Source organism: Bradyrhizobium sp. SBR1B (assembly GCF_014198205.1).
GTDB lineage: Bacteria > Pseudomonadota > Alphaproteobacteria > Rhizobiales > Xanthobacteraceae > Bradyrhizobium.
The window spans coordinates 680,380-699,179 of the sequence record NZ_JACIHC010000003.1 but is presented as its reverse complement, the minus strand read 5'-3'; the positions used below and the strand labels follow the sequence as shown (position 1 = coordinate 699,179).

Below are 18,800 nucleotides of genomic sequence, written 5' to 3'. Positions count from 1 at the left end.
TCCCCACATCGGATCCAACGGAGAAGCGTTGTCCGCACCGGGCGGCAAATATGGTTTTCCATTTCATTGATTTCATTCGACGGAGAAGCGAATACGGTTCCAATCATTCTCGCCGTGCCATGGAGACCAAGATGTCGTTTCGCCTTCCCCTGATCCTCGCAACCGCGCTCGCCGCCTGGTCGGCAGCAGCCACCGCCGAGACCATCAAGATCGGCGTGACACCGGGCCCGCATGCGCAAATCCTCGAGGCGGTGAAGCCGATCGCCGCCAAGCAGGGCCTCGACATCCAGCTGCTCGAATTCTCCGACTATGTCGTGCCGAATGCCGCGCTCGATGCCGGCGAGATCCAGGCCAATTCGTTCCAGAACCAGCCCTATCTGGACAACCAGAAAGCCGACCGCGGCTACAAGATCGAGGCCGTGGGCCTGACCGTGAATTTCCCGATCGGCGTCTATTCGAAGAAGCACAAGGCCATCGCCGACATCCCCGAGGGCGGCAAGGTCTCCATCCCGAACGATCCGACCAATGGCGGCCGCGTGCTGCTGTTGCTGCGTGACAAGGGCCTGATCAAGCTGAAGGACGGCACCGGCTTCAAGCCGACCGTGCTCGACATCACCGAGAACCCGAAGAAGCTGAAATTCATCGAGGTCGACGCGGCGCAGGCGCCGCGCGCGCTCGATGACGTCGACGCCGCCGCGATCAACACCAATTATGCAACCCAGGCGGGCCTCGATCCGGTCAAGGATCCGATCCTGCGCGAGGACCCGAAGGGCCCCTATGTCAACCTGATCGCCGTGCGCACGGCCGACAAGGACAAGCCCTGGGTCAAGATCCTCGTCGACAGCTATCACACGCCGGAGGTCAAGGAGTTCGTCCTGACGAAGTTCAAGGGCGCGGTGCTGCCGAGCTGGTAGGCAATCTGCCCAGCCAAAGTTCAGTAAAGCCTTGCGCAGGGGCGATCCCGGCGGACCATTGTGGGTATGAGCCCTGCGCAATGCCTGCTTGTCGGAAGCCGCAGTAACCGACATCATCGGCAGCCTGGCCATCCTCGCCCGACAGGGGTCGCATGAAACGCTTTGCAAATCTGAAACGCCTGGGGTTTTTTACGCGGCTTCTGGACGAGGCCCCGCCCGCCGAGCGCTATCGCTTCGCGGCCGAGCAGATCGTGCGCGCGGAAAAGGCGGGCCTCGATTCCGCGTGGATCGCCCAGCATCACTTCCACGAGCGTGAAGGCGGCCTGCCGTCGCCCTTTACGTTTCTCGGCTACGTCGCAGCCCAGACCTCGCGCATCCGCCTCGGTACCGGCATCGTGACGCTGCCGCTGGAGAATGCGGTACGGGTGGCGGAGGACGCAGCCGTGCTCGATCTGATCTGCAACGGCCGCTTCGAGCTCGGCGTCGGCACCGGCGGCAATCCGTCGGCCTTTGCCGCCTTCGGCCTCGACAGCGCCCAGCGCAACGAGATTTTCGCGCGCAATCTGGAGGTCGTCCGCACCGCCCTGGTCGGCAAGCCGCTCGATGGCGGTGACACGATCTATCCGCAACGGCCGCAGCTGGACAAGCGGATCTGGCAGGCCACGTTCTCGGTGGCCGGTGGCGCGCGCGCCGGCAAGGCGGGCGATGGCCTGTTGCTCTCGCGCACCCAGCCGCGACCGAAGGAGGCGCCGCAGGCGACGCTCGCCGAGATCCAGAATCCGGTCATCGATGCCTATCTGGAAGCGCTGCCCAAGGGGGCAGAACCCCGCATCATGGCCTCGCGCAGCGTGTTCGTCGCTGACGATCATCGCGAGGCGTTGCGGCTTGCCGACATCGGTCTGCGCCGCGCGCTGCCGCAGTTCATGAAGGGCGGTCACGCCAAGCCGGGCGAGACGATGGAGGAGATGATCACGGCGTTCGACACCCATGTCGGCGGCGCCGACGAGGTCATCGCCTCGCTGCGCACCGATGCCACGCTGGAGCGGGTGACGGATCTCGTGTTCCAGGTGCATTCGGTCGATGCCCCGCACCCCCATGTCCTGCGCTCGATCGATCTGGTCGCGGAGAAGGTCGCGCCCGCGCTGGGCTGGACTCGGACGGCGCCCGACGTGGCGCTGGCGGGCTGATTGGACATGAAGAGCATCGCGTTGCACGAGGCTGAATGATGAGTACGCAGGATATCATCGACACACTCGCCGGGATCGAGCCGGGCTCAGCCTTGGACGCCATTCGCGCACGGCGCCTGCAGGCGCGCGAGAACGCGCAGAAGAGCTATCTCTCGCTGTTCGAGCCGATCGACGCCGGCGATGTCTCGCTGGCCGAACGCGCGGCGGTCGCCGCCTTCGTGACCGGGCTCCATGGCGAGTCCCCCGTTGCCACCTTCTATCGCGACAAGCTTGCCGCAAACGCGAACGGTGCGCCCCTGCTGGAGGCGATCGACGCCGAGATCGCGCGGGGCAGGACCTCGGGTCCCTATGGCTCGTATCCCGCCGGCCCACTGTCGATCGAGAACACCGCCGGCCTGATCTATCGCGTCAGTGCCGCAAGCAAGCCGGCGCTTGGTGCGAAGCTCGCAGCAGCGCTCGAGCATGCACACCTCCTGGTGTTCCGGCCGCGCGATGCGGCGGCTAGCGACATGAAAGCGCTGCTTGACGCCGGCTGGTCGACCACCGGGATCGTCACCTTCTCCCAGCTCGTCGCGTTCCTGTCGTTCCAGGTGCGTGTCGTCAGCGGCTTGCGCACGCTCGCCGCCGTGAACGCATAAGAGGAGGCCGCAATCATGAGCGCCACCGTCAATCCGCCCGTCGTCTTCAGCCAGGACGAGCTCGGTTGGGTCTCCTGGATCGATCCGCTGCCCGAGGCCGAGCTGACCGAACGACACTTTAATGGCCTCGTCGATCGCTCCCGCGCCAAGTCGGAATATTTCCGTCTGCTGGTGCGCGATCCCGAAGTCCTGGAAGCCCGCACCAAGACCGACAAGGACATCTTCTACAACGTCGCCGACGGCCTGCCGCGCGCCGAGCGCGAGCTCGCGGCGGCGGCGACCTCACGCTACAACGGCTGCATCTACTGCGCCTCGGTGCATGCGCGTTTCGCCAGCACCTATTCCAAGCGCCGCGACGACGTGCAGCGCCTGCTCGACGAGGGCGTCAAGGCCGATCTCGGCGAGCGCTGGAATGCCGTGGTCAAGGCGTCGGTCGCATTGGCCGCAACCCCGATCGCGTTCGGGCCCGACAATATCGCGGAGCTGCGCCGCGCCGGTCTCGACGATGCCGAGATCGTCGACGTCATCAACGGCGCCTCGTTCTTCAACTGGGCGAACCGGCTGATGCTGTCGCTCGGCGAGCCCTCGAAGTAGGCAATCTCACCGGCACAAGAATTGCCGCTTGTTTCAACACCTAAGTGGATGGAGCCGTGCATGAGCAACATCGATCGTCGTAGCCTGGTCAAGGGCTCGCTCGCCGTCATGATGGCGGGAGCAGCGTCACGCGCCGCCTTCGCGCAATCGTCCGAACCGATCCTGCTCGGCGTCAGCGGTCCGCTGACGGGACCGAACGCGCAATATGGCACGCAGTGGAAGCAGGGCTTTGATCTCGCGCTCGACGAGATCATGGCGGCCGGCGGCATCAACGGGCGCAAGCTCGCCTACCAGTTCGAGGACAGCCAGAGCGATCCGCGCCAGTCGGTCGCGATCGCCCAGAAGTTCGTCTCCGATCCCCGCATCGTCATGGAGCTCGGCGACTTCTCCAGCCCGGCCTCGATGGCGGCCTCGCCGATCTATCAGCGCGGCGGCCTCGTGCAATTCGGCTTCACCAACTCGCACCCCGATTTCACCAAGGGCGGCGACTTCATGTGGAGCACGTCGGTCAGCCAGGCCGACGAGCAGCCGCTGCTGGCGGCCTATGCCGTGAAGCGTCTCGGTCTCAAGAAGCTCGCGGTGCTGCACCTCAACACCGATTGGGGCCGCACCAGCCGCGACTATTTCGTCAAGGCGGCGAAGGGGTACGGCGCCGAAATCGCGGTCACCGAGGGCTACATCGCGGAGGAGCGCGACTTCCGTTCCACGCTGGTGCGCGTGCGCGACGCCAGTCCGGACGGGCTGATCCTGATCTCCTATTATTCCGACGGCGCGCTGATCGCCCGGCAGGCGCGGCAGGTCGGCCTGAAACAGGTGATCTGCGCCGCGAGCTCGGTCTACTCGCCGAAATTTCTGGAGCTCGGCGGCGAGGCGGTCGAGGACGTCCATCTCGGCACGCGCTATTTCCCCGAGGATCCCAGGCCCGAGGTGAAGAAATTCATCGCCGGCTTCAAGGCGAAATACGGCGGGCAGGAGCCGGACGCCTTCAACGCTTATTCCTATGATGCGATGAACATGGCGGCCGCCGTGGTCAAGATCGGCGGCACCGACCGCCGTGCGGTCCGCGATGCCTTCGCGAAAGTGAAGGACGTCTCCAGCGTCATCTTCGGCTCGGCGACGTTCGACGTCGAGAGCCGCCGCGTCAAGGGCGCCATGAATGCCGAGCTGGTCGTGCGCAAGGGCCAGTTCGCGCTCTGGGACGGCAAGCCGACCTGATCTGTAGGCTGGAGCAACCGCTTCGGCCGACTTCATTCTACGCGGGGATCACCGTTTGTCTTCCTGGCTCGACTATACGATCAACGGGCTGATCGTCGGCAATGTCTACGCCCTCGTTGCGGTCGGGCTCGCGCTGATCTTCGGCGTCAGCCGGCTGATCAACTTCGCGCAAGGCTCGATCTATCTGGTCGGTGCCTATATCGGCTGGGTCGCGGTGGTGCAGCTGCATACGCCGCTGCCGCTCACCATCATCGTGGTCGCGGTGGCTGCCGCGCTCGTCGGATTGATCATCGAGCGGTTCGGCTTGCGTCCGCTGCAGAACTCGGTGCGCATCGCGCCGCTGCTCGCCACGATCGGCATCAGCTTCGTGCTCGATCAGCTTGTCATGCTGACCTTCTCGCCCAATCCGCGCGCGCTGCCGAGCCAGTTGCCTGATGTCCGCTTCCAGGTCGGCGGCGGCACGATCGGCCCGCTCGATCTGCTCATCGCTGGCGTCGGCCTCACCAGTGCGCTGTTGCTGTTCGTGTTCCTGCGTTACAGCAAGCTCGGATGGGCGGTGCGCGCGGCGTCGCAGGACCGCGACGCGGCGATGCAAATGGGCGTTGACGTCAACCGCGTCAATCAGGCGGTGTTCGGCATTGCCGCCGCGCTCGGCGGCGTCTCCGGCATGCTGGTCGGCATGTACTACAACCAGATCGACACCGCGATGAGCCTGCAGGCGACGCTCAAGGGCGTCGTCGCTGAAGTCGTCGGCGGCGCCGGTAATGTGCCCGGCGCGGTGATCGGCAGCCTGCTGCTTGGTCTTGTCGAGAGCTACGGCGTTGCGGTATTCGGCACCAGCTACCGCAATCTGTTCGCGTTCCTGCTGCTCGTCGTCGTGCTCGTGCTGCGGCCGAACGGCCTGTTCGCGAGCGCGCGGCAGGCCCCGCCCGAGCCGCTCACCGGCACCTTCATCGCGCCGAGCCGCCCGGTGCGCATCCCGCGCTGGGCGCTGCTGGCTGCGGCCGCGATCTTCGCGGTTCTGCCGTTTTTCCCGGTGTCGTTCTACGTGCTCCAGACCCTGATCAATGCCTGGCTGCTCGGCATGCTCGCACTCAGCCTGACACTGGTTGCGGGCACGATCGGCCAGGTCTCGCTCGGTCACGCCGCGCTGCTCGCGATCGGCGCCTACACCTCCGCGCTGCTGTCAATGACCCTCTCCGTACCGGTGGGCCTTTCGATCATCGGCGGCGGCTTGATGTGCGCCGCGCTCGGCACCGCGCTGATCTCGCCGTCGTTTCGCCTGCGCGGGCATTACGTGTCGATCGCGACACTCGCCATCGGCGAGATCGTGTCCCTGGTGATCCTGAACTGGGAAAGCGTCACACGCGGCCCGATCGGCATCTCCGGCATCCCGCCGCTGTCGCTGTTCGGCTACGATCTGATCAGCCCGACCTCGATCTACTGGTTCAGCTTCGCGGTGATGGTCGTGCTGGCGCTGCTGCAGGGGCGGCTGCTGACATCGCACCTCGGCCGCAGCTTTCGCGCCATCCGCGACGACGACATCGCCGCGCGCGCCTATGGCCTCAGCCTGAACCGCTACAAGTCGCTGGCCTTCATCTTCGGCGGGTTCGCCGCCGGCGTCAGCGGCGGCATCGCCGCGCATCTGTATTCCTACATCAACCATGAGACCTTCAACACGCAGCAATCCATCCTGGCGCTGACAGTGGTCATCCTCGGTGGCCTCGGCAATGTCGTCGGCGCGATTCTCGGATCGGTGGCGCTGGTCGGCCTGCCCGAGGTCTTTCGGATCGCGGCGGAGTATCGCATCCTGATCTACGGCATCGTGCTGTTGCTGCTGGTGCGGTTCAGGCCGCAGGGCCTGCTGGGGACGATGTGATGGCGGAGCAGCACACGACCATGCTGTCCTTGCGTGGGCTGACGCGGCGCTTCGGTGGCCTCACCGCGGTCGACGCCATCGACCTCGATCTCGCCAGGGGAGAGCTCATCAGCATCATCGGCCCGAACGGCGCCGGCAAGACGACGCTGTTCAACCTCGTGACCGGTCTTGATCGCCCCGACGCCGGCGTCGTCCATTTCGAAGGTCAGGACATCACCGGCCTGTCGCCGGAGCGGCTCGCCGCCGAAGGCATCGCGCGCACGTTCCAGCTCGGCCGCGTCTTCGGCAATCTCAGCGTGATGGACAACGTGCTGATCGGCGCCCACACGCGGCTGCGTGCGGTGAAGCCGGCGGTGCCGGTGATCGGCCCGCTGCTGGAATTGGGGTTGGCGCTGCTGCGTCCCACCAGCGTCAGGGCTGAGGAAGAGCGGCTGCGCGAGGAGGTGAAAGCCATTCTCGCCCGCTTCGGCGAACGGCTGCTGCCGCGGATCGACCAGCCGGCCTACAGTCTGTCTTACGCCAACCGCCGCCGTGTCGAGATCGCACGCGCGCTGGCGCTGAAGCCGCGCCTGTTGCTGCTCGACGAGCCCACGGCCGGCATGAACCCGACCGAGACCGCGGAGATGCAGTCGCTGGTCGCCGAGCTCAAGGCGGAGGGGCTGACCATCCTCCTGATCGAGCACAAGCTGGAGATGGTGATGCGCCTGTCCGATCGCGTCATCGTCATGGACGAGGGCAAGAAGATCGCGGAAGGGCCGGGCGAAGCGGTGCGGAGCGATCCCAAGGTGATCGAGGCCTATCTTGGCCACGGGCTATCAGGGACGTCGGAGCAGGAGAGCGCAGCATGACGACGAGCGCCCCCGAACCTCTGCTGGCATTGTCGAACGTCAATACGTTCTACGGGCAGGCCCAAGTGCATTTCGACCTGTCGATCACGGTCGCGCGCGGCCACATCGTCTGCCTGCTCGGAGGCAATGCCAGCGGCAAGTCGACGACGATGAAGATCATCCTTGGCTTGGTCAAACCGCGTTCCGGCGATGTCACGTTCGACGGCGCATCGTTGATCGGGCTGACCACGCCGCAGATCGTCCGCCGCGGCATCGCCTCGGTGCCGGAGGCGCGGCGGCTGTTCGCGGACATGAGCGTGCGCGAAAATATCCTGATGGGCGCCTTCGTGCGCAACGACCGCGAGGCGATCGCGCAGGATCTCGACAGGATGCTCACCCTATTCCCGAAGCTCGGCCAGCGGCTGTCGCAGCGCGCGGGCTCATTGTCAGGCGGCGAGCAGCAGATGGTCGCGATGGCGCGGGCGCTGATGAGCCGTCCCAGGATGATCGTGATGGATGAACCGACCATGGGTCTGTCGCCGCTCTATGTCGACCGCGTGCTGGAGCTGATCCGGACCATCAACCAGGAGGGAGTCTCTGTGTTCATGGTCGAGCAGAACGCCAGCCTCGCGCTGGAGATCGCGCATGAAGCCTATGTGCTCCAGACCGGCAAGATCGTGCTGTCAGGCCCGGCGCGGGCGCTGAAGGACGACCATCGAATCCGCGATGCCTATCTCGGCGGCTCCGAGGCGGCGTAGCGCTTCAAGCCGAAGCCGCGCTCGCGAGCTGCTCCGCCGGCAGATCATCGCCATTGGGATCGCCCGGCGCAGTGGCCCAGGCCAGCTCGACCAGCGTCACGATCCTGCGTCCGCCGCCGTCGAGCTGGATCACGATCAGGCCCTGCTCCTCCATGTAGCCGAGCAGCCGCTGCGCGCGGCGCAGCGAATGCGAGCCATAGGCCCGCGCGATCGCGGCGTCGCCGGGACACGGCCAGCCTTCCTTCGCGGCGCGCGCGATCATCATGAACACGCCCTGCATGTCGTCGGGCAGGATCGAGGCGCGCAGCGACACGTCCTGCCAGGCGTCGTCATCAGTGAGATCGGTGCCGAGGCCGGCGCGCGCATGGGTCAGCATGCGGCGGAATTCGTTCAGGTCGGGCACGGCCGCCCCTAAGCCCTCGATGCGGCAGCGGACCACGAACTCCTGATAGAGCACGCCGATGGCGCGGAAGCCCGCGTCGGGCTCCGCCAGCACGGCGCGCAGCGTACGAGCCACGCGCTCGCGCCGCTCCGCGAGCTCCTCGGCGCTGACGGGCACCTCGACCAATTCGGGCCGGATCTCCGGCGTAGCGGCGGCCTTCGCGGCGCGGAGCTGTTCGAGCAAATCCGGTGCCGGCCTGCGCTGCGGGCGGCTGGCATCGGGCGGCGGCGCGGCCAGGATCACGGCGCGCATATCTTCAAGCGAGGATTCCGGCAGCGGCATCAGCCGCGGCGTGGAATTGCGTGGGCTCGTGTCGGTCGGGCCGATATGCAAACGCAGCGGCCGGCGCGACAGCGCAGGTCCCAGCGCCATGAACTGCCCACGCTCGAGATCGCGGAAGGATTCGGCTTGCCGCCGTTCCATGCCGAGCAGATCGGCGGCGCGCGCCATGTCGATGTCGAGGAAGGTGCGCCCCATCAGGAAATTGGAGGCTTCCGCCGCGACGTTCTTGGCTAGCTTCGCCAGCCGCTGGGTCGCGATGATGCCGGCCAGCCCGCGCTTGCGGCCGCGGCACATCAGATTGGTCATGGCGCCGAGCGAGAGTTTTCGCGCCTCGTCCGAGACTTCGCCGGCCACCGCCGGCGCGAACAGCTGCGCCTCGTCGACGACCACGAGCATCGGATACCAATGGTCGCGGTCGACGTCGAACATCCCGCCGAGAAACGCGGCGGCGCGGCGCATCTGGTTCTCGGCGTCGAGCCCTTCGAGATTGAGCACCGTGGAGACGCGGTGCAGCCGCGCGCGCTCGCCGGCGACCTGAAGGCCGCGCTCGGTGTGATCCTCGGCCTCGATCACGAGATGGCCGAAGCGTTCAGCCAGCGTGACGAAATCGCCTTCGGGGTCGATGATGGCCTGCTGCACCCACGGCGCGCTCTGTTCCAGCAGCCGCCGCAGCAGATGCGACTTGCCGGAGCCCGAATTGCCCTGCACCAGGAGACGGGTCGCCAAGAGTTCCTCGAGGTCCATGGCGGCCGCGGCGCCCGCCGTGGTCTGCCCCATCTCGATTGCAACCGTCATGCCCGACTCAAGTCCCCGTCATTCGCGGACAGGGGCTTATCAATCCCGCCGCGGCGCGTCGAGCGGCACGGCGCTGATCAGGCCGCGTTGCCCACGGCGGCGTTCAGGCGTGATTCGATAGCCGTAAAAGTGCGGGCCGATAGGGGGCTTGCGGATCGTCGTCCTCGTTCGCAGGGATGACGCAAGAGCCGAATTCCTGCCTGATCCGCTCCATCTCGGCGATGCGCTCATGCAACCGCTGCAAATGCTCCGGCGATGTCGCCCGCCAGAACCGGAACGTGTCGGCCGTCAGCGGCACGAAGGCCGTGCCGAACAGGGTCGGCTCGGGAACGACGGTGCGTCCGAGCAGCAGGAAGCGGTCGGCGCCGGAGACGATCAGGGTCGCATAGCCGCGGTTTCCGATCCGCCTGATGCCATTCAGCGACCATTCGGCGAGCTTGCTGAAATACGGCTCCTCGCGCCAGCGATCGGGGCAATGGTCGTCGACCGTGACGTTCACGGCATCCTGGCTGAAATGAACGATGATGCCCGACTTCGCCGGGAACCAGTCATCGTCGAGATGCCCCTGCAGCCAGGCGCAGACGAAGGAGCGGCACATCTGGGGACGGCGGTCGTAGATGGTGCAGCCGGTGCCCGTCTGCCAGTGCTTGCAGAGCTGGTTCACCGGCTTGTCGACGGCGGCCACCTCGAGAATGTCGCAGCAGGCGTTGCACGATCCGCATTGCCGGGCGAACGGCGCCGTCTTCGGCTGGCCGGCTGCCTTGAAGCCCTGGCCGTCGCGAACGAGCAGTTTCTGCTTCTCCAGCGTGTTCAAGGCGCGCTCGACCTTGAGACGGGACAATCCGGTCGCGTCGATGACACTCTTCATGGTTGTCGCGCCGGCCTCCACCGCGCGAGCGACCTGCAACGTCGACTGATCCATCTTCGATGACTTGTTCTTTCGCCCGTCAATCCGGCTATCGCGGGCAGGCTTGGAACCTGCCCGCAGCCGGCATCTGGAGTCTCTGCCGAAGCATCTCGGCGGCCTCCGTTACGTAAGGCCAGACCTCGCACGGATGCAACGTTTTCGCAAATCGGCGACCACGGGGGTGGGCGGATTCGGGTCGATTCCGGGCTTTGACGACCGGATTCGATGATGAAGATCAAACCAGCCTGGCCAGGGGCCTGCTAGCTCAGGCGCATGAGCTTCCTGACCTTCTTCACGGCGACCTATTTCCTGCTGGCCGTGCCCGGGCCGACCAACACCTTGCTCGCGACATCGGGCGCAGGGATCGGGATCGCGCGCTCGCTTCATCTGCTTGTGGCGGAGCTCGCCGGCTATCTGCTGGCGATCGCGCTGTTGCGGCTGGCGCTCGGGCCCATCGTCATGGATATCCCGCTCGCGGCCGTCCTGCTCCGCGTCGCAGTGACCATCTACATCCTGTGCCTTGCCGCCATGCTCTGGCGGGTCAACACGCGCGAGCTGCGCGACGGTGCAGCGGTGACGTTCGGCCAGGTGCTGCTCACAACCCTGGCGCCGCGTGGATCACTCTGGGCGCAACGCTCGGCCGCGGCGCCCGCCGGCTCGGGCATCCCGACCTGGTCACGCGCACCGGCGCGGTCACGCTTGTCGCGGTGACCGGCCTGATCTGGCTTCAATCGTTCCTGAGCGCGTGAGCGCCGACGTCGCTGGAGGCGGCGCGCTTACTGCGCGCCGGATCCGCCCTGCACGATCTTCTCGTTCAGCTTCAGATCGACGGTCTCGACCGTGCGGTCGATCTCGGCATTGGGCACGCCGAGCTGATGCGAGATCAGCTTCACCAGGAGGTCGACGCGCTCGATGAAGGGGGCGCCGCTCGCGACCGCGCGCGCCGCCGATGACGGCTTGAGCAGGCTCTCGGCGGCCTTGGCGTATTTCGCGAACGGCACCTGGTCCTGCGGATCGGCGCCGAGCTTGCGGGCGATGGCGTCGACATGGTCGTAGATCGTTTGCGAGCGACTGAGGTCGCTGTGCACGGCGTCGCGGATCGACTGCGGATCGTGCGGCGTGATGCAGCGGTAATTGCCGGTGAGCAGCATCGACCATTTCGCCAGCGGCACGAACAGGGAATCGAACACTTTCAGCTTCACCGGCACGTCGTGGCCGTCGAGCGTCACCGCGTCGATGTCGGCCTCCAGCTCGCGCAGCACCTTGTTGTGCTTCTCGTCGGCGAACACCGACGCCTTGAAGTTGGTGGGCAGGCCGACATGCAGCACGTTGGCGGCTTCTTCCGGCGGACGGAACGCCTGCGGGTCGGGCGAGCACAGCGTCACCAGCCCCGGCTCGAACCGCTCCCACACCTGGGCATTGGTGTAGGCCTCTTCCAGATCCATGTCGGCGAGCGCCGGGATCCGCTTCAGATAGGGCAGCGGCGGCATGTTCATGATCGACAGGCACGGCAGCTTCGCCGCGGCGATCTTGACCATGAGAACGCGAACTGTGTGGTTGGTGTATTGCGGCTCCTGCATCGCAAGGCCGACCATGTCGTAGCGGGAGAGGTCGACATTGGCGGGGGTCACGGCGTCGAGCTTGCCGGGCAGGTTGCGCGAAAAGATCGCCCGATGCACCGCTTCGTCACGCAGCTTGATGCGCACCTCGGTACCTTCGCGGTTGATCAGCTCCGCGGTCTTGGCGCGGCAGACCAGGGTCACATTGTGCCCTGCCATCAGCAGCTTCGTGCCCAGCAGCGAGCCGTAAGAAGCCCCGAGAATCAATATGTTGCGCGCCATATTCCGTCCCTTTGACAATGTGTGTGATTCTTGAGCCCCGGCCGTCATCCGCGGGCGAGTTGCCGGCATGTAAAGCGAAGTGCGCGGGGATGGCAACTGGGATAATGCATACAAGGCGCGCCAGGATCCCGGCGGCCGGGATGGAGCGAAGTCCGGCAAATACTTCGGCCTGCCGGCAAGGACCAGGCTTATGCCGCGCTCATCCGCTACGAGCCCCAATTTTGCCCGACGGGTCCTTGCTGTCCCGCCACCTGCGGCTGTCAATCGGCTCACTCAACGCCATACGGCTTTACCGAATCCGGTAGGCCGGAGGATGTCTCGCTCGTCCCGGCTCAGCGTGAGGTGCGATCGTGCGTCGTCACATGTCGCGTGCCGATGATCGCCACGTCGGCTGGTCCCGCTGTTTTCTTGTTGTCACATTTGCCTTTCGGCATTGATGAAGCGGCAATCCGCTCACCATATCGTGCTTTCACAATGCCGGCCTACGCAGGCATGTATTTTACGTCGGCGAAGTGAGTCATTTCAGTTCGCCGATCGCAACAAGAAAAGTCAGGGCCCGCATCGCAAGTCTGATCGCAAGACTGGCGGAGTGCGCGGCAAGCAACTGTGTTCAGCGATGGAGCTGGGACGTGACGATTGAGTTGGGCCGGGCTCGACCTTGGGCTCAAGCGGGCTGGTTTGGAATGGCGGCGAAAGACGTCGACGTGACGGGCTGCCTCGCCAGACGCAAGCGCGATGGACGCGATCAGGGGCGGCGGCGATCGCATCGAGCAGGGGCGCGGGACGCTGCGCAGAATGCAAAGCCGGCTAGTCTGGACGCAAGTCCGGGCAACCGTTGACGGCGCCGCTCGGGGGTTGAAATGGAAGGTGATCATTGGCCTCACGGCTCGTGCGACGGCGCCGGGCAAAGCCTGGCGCGCTTGCGGGATCGCGCCTCCCAATTTTTCCAAAGCCTGTCCGTCGCGGAGCTTGGGCGTGAGACGCACCGGCATCTGTGGATTTCGGACTGGTTGAAGGTCGCGGACGACTACCGGACCTTGGCCGAATCCGCGCACCAAGACCGTTCCGCCTGGGTTTCGCGGGAAGCGTGGCTCTGTTCGCTGACGGCTCTCGAAGTCGTCAGACGCTTGTCTTGTCCGGAAGATGTCGAAAGTGCCGGCCTCGCAGACGAGGTCGGCATCAGCCTGCGAGGTTTCGAGGCGGAGGCCGGACTGGCGATCGAGCGGGTCAAGATTGATTGCTTCGACCAAGGGGCGCTGGCCGGCTTCTTTCTGCCGGCGCTCCGTCGTGGGACTTCCGCGCCGACGGTCATCTGCCTCAGCGACGAGGACATCACCCTGGGCTCGATGATGAGCAGGCTGTTGCCGGCCTCACTCTGCGGGACCATGTCGCTCCTGTTCGTCGATGCCGGCAATTCAACCGTGCATCGCTCCTTCAAGCCGGAGCACAGGCTTCAGTGCTGGTTGGACTATCTGGAGGCTCGCCCCGATGTCGATGCGCGGCGGATCGCAATCTATGGCGAAGGGGAGGGCGCCTCTCATGCGTCCCGCCTTGCCCTCTCGGATCGCAGGATAGCGGCCGCCGTGTGCGATGGCGGTCTTTTGACGCCGGTGATGCGTCGAGCGTCGCTTCGCTGGATGACCGGTTTCGGGCAAGCGGTCCCCGACGGGGCCGCGACGGGTTCGCTACCGCCGTCGCGTCGACTCCCGTGCCCGCTGCTCATGGTCGTCGGGAGCCGCTCCATGATATGGGAGCAGGATGCCCTCGATCTGCAAGCCGGCTATCGGCAGACCGGAGCGGATTGCTCGGTCGTGGTGCCCAACAATGTCCGGCACCCGCTCGGCGAGGTCGAGAATTTCATTGCTGTCGACGACTTCGTCTTCGAATGGCTCTGCAGCAAGCTCGGAACGGCCCGTCAGCTTGATCCCGTGACCTATCTCTAGCCCTTGGGAGAATCGCATTTGAGAGCGGTGTTTGCCGCCATGCTTCGGGCGGTCGCCTCGAAGCCGAGGCGCGCGTCACGACACGTCGATAGCCAGCAATCGTGCCGCCAGCCGCGCGTTCCTGGCGATCGTTGCCAGCGCGGCATTCAGTTCAGCCAGGGTCTTCTCGTCGAGCTCGTTGAAGATGGTCGAATTCAAGGCGAGCTTTCTCTTGGATAGTTTTTCGATTTCCGTCGTGGCCTTCTCCGTCAGCGACATCAGAACGAAGCGGGCATCGTCCGGTGCCGGCCGCCGCGACAGGAAGCCGCCCTTTTCGAGGCTCTTGGTCTGGTTGGTCACGAAGGCCGGGTGGACCCGCAACTTGTTCGCGATATCGATGCCGGCGACGCCGCGCCCGTCATCCAGTTCGGTGATCGCCATCAGGATCAGCCACTGCGGCTCGGTGATGCCCAGCAGTCCGGCCCAGCAGGTATGGATGTCCTCCAGCTGGGAGTGAATTTCGACGACGTTCCAGATGAAGTCCGTAATCGCCCTGTCGAGTTTCTTCTCGATCATGTGGCTGCCCCCCGTTTCCCTCAGTTCACTCTTTTAATGGGATATTGGGGAATCGTCTCGCATATCGCGCGTGGACAATTGTGGCGGACACCGCATGGCGGAAACGGCTCGGCGGTTTAGTACTTGCAAAAAGCAATTAATTAAATTACGTCTCCTCCCACTCAATCTTTGCTGCTCTTGACCCTGTCGATGGACAGCGATGTGAGACCTCCAAGAAAGCCCTCGGGATGCCCCCTGAGGGCTTTTTCGTTTTATATTAAAGAGTTAGTTGCCGCGCCAATCGTCTTTGTTGCGCTTGAGCAACATCTCGGATGGAAGTTACGATTCACTAAATCAATAAATTGAGGCCGTTGTTTTTATAAACTATACGTGAGCTACGACGGAGGGGGGGCACCTCACTGTCGTTTCAGTCCGGACCTTCAGTGCGGACCTGAATTGAACGGAAATTAAGTGGGTCAAGCGGCGTCCTCCGAGGAGCCGAGCCCCCTGAACCGACCTGGAGGTTTACTAATGAAGTTGACGAAGACGCTCTTTCTCGGCTCGGCTGCCGGCCTGATGGCCGTCTCCGGGGCGTTCGCAGCCGATCTGCCCGTGAAGGCCAAGGCCGTCGAATACGTGAAGATCTGCTCGCTGTACGGCGCCGGCTTCTACTACATCCCGGGCACCGACACCTGCATCAAGCTGGGTGGTTATCTGCGCGCTGAAGTCGCGTTCAACACCAATAGCAACTACGGCATCTCGAACGGCTCCCCGGCTGGTGCGCACAACCGCCTCAGCAACTACTACCAGATGCGCGCTCGTCAGGATCTCAACATCGACACGCGCACCGCGACCGAATACGGCGTCGTCCGTACCTTCTTCGACGGCGTGTTCACCTGGACCACCGGCGGCTATCAGGGCTCCGGCTCCGCGACGGGCGGCACGGTCTATACCGGCAACCTCGGCCTCAACACCTCCGGCGCGACGCCGGCGCTCGTTGGTTCGTCGATCAACGGCACCGACGGCAACACCTCGGGCGGTTCGCTCGGCGTGTACTACGCCTTCATCCAGTTCGCCGGCTTCACCATGGGTAAGGCCGTGTCGCAGTTCGATGCGCCCTGGACCAACTATCCCGGCAACAACATCGACAGCCTCGTCGGCGGCAGCGGCACGGTCACTGGTGTCAACCAGTTCACCTACACCGCTGACTTCGGTCAGGGCGTGACGGCTTCGTTCTCGGCGGAAGACGCGACGGCCTACTACCAGGCCGGCAACGTGAACCTGACCGGCGCGACCGTCGGCAGCATGGTCGGCGGTACGTACGGCACCAACGCCATCGGCGGCTCGCGTTCGCCGAACCTCGTCGGTATGGTTCGTGTCGACCAGGCTTGGGGCATGTTCCAGGCGTCGGTCGCCGCTCACGACAACCACGTCGCCTACTACGGCGCCAACGAAGCCACCGGTCACCCCGACGACAAGTGGGGCTGGGCGGTTCAGCTCGCTCTGTCGATCAAGAACATCCCGACCGGCGCGGGTGACGTGATCAACATTTCGGGCGTCTACACCGACGGCGCGACCCGCTACAACTTCCAGAACCTGGCGGGCAGCAGCTACTCGATGTTCGGCAGCTCGGGCGTTGCCTATCAGAGCGTCGGCTTTGCCTATGCTCCGGACACCGTGTTCGTCACGGGCGGCCAGCAGGAAACCGTCAAGACCTGGGGCTTCCGCGGTGCTTACACCCACAACTGGGATCCCTACTGGAACACCGCGCTCTACGGCGCCTACGCTCAGGCGCAGTACGGCTCGGTCGCCAAGACCGCTCTCTGCGGCGCTGGCGGTGCAGGCGGCGTGTTCGGCGGTCTCGCCGGTGTCACGGGTTGTAACCCTGACTTCGCCGTCGGCCAGGTCGGTATCATCACCCGCTGGACCCCGGTCAAGAACCTGACGTTCTCGGGCGACCTGAACTGGACCCGTCTCGACCAGAAGTACTCGGGCACGGTTGGCTACGCCGGTGCCGGCACGACGGCCAAGCCGGCCGCCCTGTACGAGCTGAAGGATCAGGACAGCGTCACCCTGCTGCTCCGCGCCCAGCGCAACTGGTAAGATCTTTCGAACCACGTGATGAACACCCGGCGGGAAACCGCCGGGTGTTTTTTTGTGCGCCCATCCCGCGTGATGCCTGACGCCCCCGTTGCCCGGATCGAGCCAACGGGTCGCGTGAATGCGCTGCCCGATGGTGTAGGGACCGCTCGCCCCGCATCGCGGGCCGTCCCGGATTACGCTGGCGCTCAATCCGGGCTACGGCAACCGAGCCTGTTTCGCTGCGCTGAGAATCGCGGTGCAAATATTTCGATCTACCGAAATTCGGTTTCAGCGACAGTGGTGATTGCAGGACGCTCGATCATTGCGGGGAGCTCTTGCGACGAAGCAATCCCGAATCCTTCCGTGGAAAGAGTTTGGATTGCTTCGCTGCGCTCGCAATGACGGCGTGGAGAGAGCGGGCGTCATAACTCCGCTCGCGTGCCCCGGACGCAGCGCAGCGTCTCCCTGGCGATGCGAAGCATCTGCGCAGCAACGTTGTCAGCGTTGCGGCTTGTCCGGGGACACGAGGGAACTGCATGCGTTGTTCAGAGACCGGCGCTGCGAAGTTGTCCGCGGGCTGTGCCGCAACCACTCGCGCGGAAATTGCGTGCGTCTCAGCCCTGGCTTGCCATCCGCGCGCGGTCGAGATGCTCCTCGATCTTGGGGCGGTCGCGGGTGCGCTCGAAACTGGTGCACAGCAGTTCGGTCTCATCGAGCGAGACTGGAGCGCGATACAGCCGGCACATGAATTCGGCGCTCGCGCGTCCTTTGGAGGTAGCCGGGCCGCGTTCGGCGAGAAACATGCAGTCCCGGCAGACACTGGCATCGAGCCGCTGATGGGCCGCGTCGAGGTGATTGAGAACTTCGCGGAGCGAGTCGCGCAGCCTGACGCATTCGTCGTTTCCAAGCGAGGTGACCGCATTGACGACGTGATTGATCGGGTCGTGCTGGTTCAGGCATTTCTCGCCCTGGGCGGTGACGTGCAGGACGACAGAACGCTTGTCCTCTTGCGACGGCTTGCGCACCAGAAAGGATTTGCTCTCCAGCGTTTTCACGATCTGCGATGCAGTTGCTCTGGTGGCGCCGATGAAGCCGGCCAGCGCGGACGGCGTGCGCGAAAATCTGTTGGCGCGGCCGAGAAAGCGCAGCGCCATCCATTCGCGATCGCGCAATCCATGCTGATTGCCTTCGAAATACCAAGCCCTCGCCGCCTGAACCAGCAGCTCGACGGCTTCCCGTGCCAATGGCATGAATCTACCTCGTCCCCGGAACTTCGTCTGCGGCGCCCCGAAGCCGCTTTGCATCCTGGTCCGCGAAACCTTCGAAAGACATCGAACGGCTGCAGCTGTCCGGCGAACGCGTCGTGTCGAGCTCTCGTTCGTAGGAACGAATTATAGCGCGGCCGACCTGGACCGATGCGCGTCGCGTGCTTCGGAGTGACGAACTGCGTCGTTGGCATGCCAACAGCGTCGTCGCACGGGAGCCCGAGTTGCCGTCGCCAGCCGACGATGGATCGGAATAGTTCAACCGAAGCCCCTGAGTTCAAGTCACACGCAGACGTTTCTTATATTCCGTCGAAACGATGAATGAGCTTCTCAACAAAATCAAGTAGAGACGCTCGCGGAGCCCAGATGTCGTTGCAGGCGAATGTAACGTTCAAGACAATCTCGCTCATCGGGACACATGATAGTGAACGCAATACGCTGTCCGGCAAGCAGCATGCACTCAACTCTGCGACGCCATGATTGCACGGCGTCCTGCTGTCCGTGATCGACGCAAATTGATCGAAGCTTGTGCATGACGACGATGAGTTCGGCAGGTCATCCACAACTTGTGGGTGGAGCCGGAGAATCGTCAAGGGAATTCGGAAGAATTACACGCGCCGGTTGTTGACCGTTTGCTCGCAGAATCGCCGGTGCGGTCGCATCCGGCGCGGTCGTCCGCTGCTCTCACCCGAGTGGT

16 protein-coding genes are annotated in these 18,800 nt (G+C 64.6%); 11 read left to right on the top strand and 5 right to left on the bottom strand.

Features of this window, described 5'->3' with window-relative positions; all coding sequences use genetic code 11:
• The first annotated feature begins 119 nt into the window (after positions 1-119).
• The 8 genes from GGD61_RS11650 to GGD61_RS11615 all read left to right on the top strand — a co-directional run bounded on the left by GGD61_RS11650 (position 120) and on the right by GGD61_RS11615 (position 8,012).
• Positions 120-914 (top strand): MetQ/NlpA family ABC transporter substrate-binding protein, encoded by a 795-nt coding sequence (locus tag GGD61_RS11650; RefSeq protein WP_018318413.1) that lies wholly within the window; start codon positions 120-122, stop codon positions 912-914.
• A 152-nt stretch (positions 915-1,066) separates the two neighbouring features.
• Positions 1,067-2,101, top strand: coding sequence for a putative FMN-dependent luciferase-like monooxygenase (locus tag GGD61_RS11645; protein ID WP_183230710.1), 1,035 nt, complete (start codon positions 1,067-1,069; stop codon positions 2,099-2,101).
• Between the two features lie 35 nt (positions 2,102-2,136).
• On the top strand, positions 2,137-2,739 hold the full coding sequence (locus GGD61_RS11640) for a CMD domain protein (RefSeq protein WP_018318415.1): 603 nt from the start codon (positions 2,137-2,139) through the stop codon (positions 2,737-2,739).
• A gap of 15 nt (positions 2,740-2,754) precedes the next feature.
• A complete protein-coding gene (locus GGD61_RS11635) occupies positions 2,755-3,333 on the top strand; it encodes an alkylhydroperoxidase domain protein (protein WP_092253801.1) in 579 nt (192 codons plus the stop codon).
• Positions 3,334-3,393: 60 nt separating this feature from the next.
• Entirely contained in the window at positions 3,394-4,548 is a 1,155-nt protein-coding gene (locus GGD61_RS11630; RefSeq protein ID WP_092254004.1) for an ABC transporter substrate-binding protein, read from the top strand.
• A gap of 55 nt (positions 4,549-4,603) precedes the next feature.
• A complete protein-coding gene (locus tag GGD61_RS11625) occupies positions 4,604-6,427 on the top strand; it encodes an ABC transporter permease (RefSeq protein WP_092253800.1) in 1,824 nt (607 codons plus the stop codon).
• Positions 6,427-7,275, top strand: coding sequence for an ABC transporter ATP-binding protein (locus GGD61_RS11620; RefSeq protein WP_177236983.1), 849 nt, complete (start codon positions 6,427-6,429; stop codon positions 7,273-7,275). Before GGD61_RS11625 ends, GGD61_RS11620 begins: the two co-directional genes overlap by 1 nt.
• On the top strand, positions 7,272-8,012 hold the full coding sequence (locus tag GGD61_RS11615) for an ABC transporter ATP-binding protein (RefSeq protein WP_183230709.1): 741 nt from the start codon (positions 7,272-7,274) through the stop codon (positions 8,010-8,012). Before GGD61_RS11620 ends, GGD61_RS11615 begins: the two co-directional genes overlap by 4 nt.
• A gap of 4 nt (positions 8,013-8,016) precedes the next feature.
• Here GGD61_RS11615 and GGD61_RS11610 read toward each other — a convergent pair whose 3' ends face one another.
• Entirely contained in the window at positions 8,017-9,531 is a 1,515-nt protein-coding gene (locus GGD61_RS11610) for an ATP-binding protein (RefSeq protein WP_092253795.1), read from the bottom strand.
• A gap of 103 nt (positions 9,532-9,634) precedes the next feature.
• Positions 9,635-10,453, bottom strand: a complete 819-nt coding sequence (locus GGD61_RS11605; protein ID WP_092253793.1) for a YkgJ family cysteine cluster protein — start codon at positions 10,451-10,453, stop codon at positions 9,635-9,637.
• A 258-nt stretch (positions 10,454-10,711) separates the two neighbouring features.
• Here GGD61_RS11605 and GGD61_RS11600 point away from each other — a divergent pair, with 258 nt between their 5' ends.
• Positions 10,712-11,149 carry a hypothetical protein gene (locus GGD61_RS11600; protein WP_244550625.1) on the top strand — a complete coding sequence of 146 codons (438 nt, stop codon included), beginning with the start codon at positions 10,712-10,714 and terminating at the stop codon, positions 11,147-11,149.
• A 65-nt stretch (positions 11,150-11,214) separates the two neighbouring features.
• Here GGD61_RS11600 and GGD61_RS11595 read toward each other — a convergent pair whose 3' ends face one another.
• Positions 11,215-12,279 carry a ketopantoate reductase family protein gene (locus GGD61_RS11595; RefSeq protein WP_018318424.1) on the bottom strand — a complete coding sequence of 355 codons (1,065 nt, stop codon included), beginning with the start codon at positions 12,277-12,279 and terminating at the stop codon, positions 11,215-11,217.
• Positions 12,280-13,139: 860 nt separating this feature from the next.
• Between GGD61_RS11595 and GGD61_RS11590 the strand changes: the two genes are divergently transcribed.
• Complete coding sequence (locus GGD61_RS11590) at positions 13,140-14,222, top strand: alpha/beta hydrolase (RefSeq protein WP_092253791.1); 1,083 nt, start codon at positions 13,140-13,142, stop codon at positions 14,220-14,222.
• Between the two features lie 75 nt (positions 14,223-14,297).
• On the opposite strand, the gene GGD61_RS11585 is transcribed toward GGD61_RS11590, so the two are convergent.
• Positions 14,298-14,777, bottom strand: coding sequence for a MarR family winged helix-turn-helix transcriptional regulator (locus GGD61_RS11585; protein ID WP_018318426.1), 480 nt, complete (start codon positions 14,775-14,777; stop codon positions 14,298-14,300).
• Positions 14,778-15,287: 510 nt separating this feature from the next.
• On the opposite strand from GGD61_RS11585, the gene GGD61_RS11580 reads away from it, so the two are divergent.
• Entirely contained in the window at positions 15,288-16,859 is a 1,572-nt protein-coding gene (locus tag GGD61_RS11580; protein ID WP_018318427.1) for a porin, read from the top strand.
• Positions 16,860-17,452: 593 nt separating this feature from the next.
• Here the strand turns inward: GGD61_RS11580 and GGD61_RS11575 are convergent.
• Positions 17,453-18,088, bottom strand: a complete 636-nt coding sequence (locus GGD61_RS11575; protein ID WP_018318428.1) for a MarR family winged helix-turn-helix transcriptional regulator — start codon at positions 18,086-18,088, stop codon at positions 17,453-17,455.
• Positions 18,089-18,800: the final 712 nt, after the last annotated feature.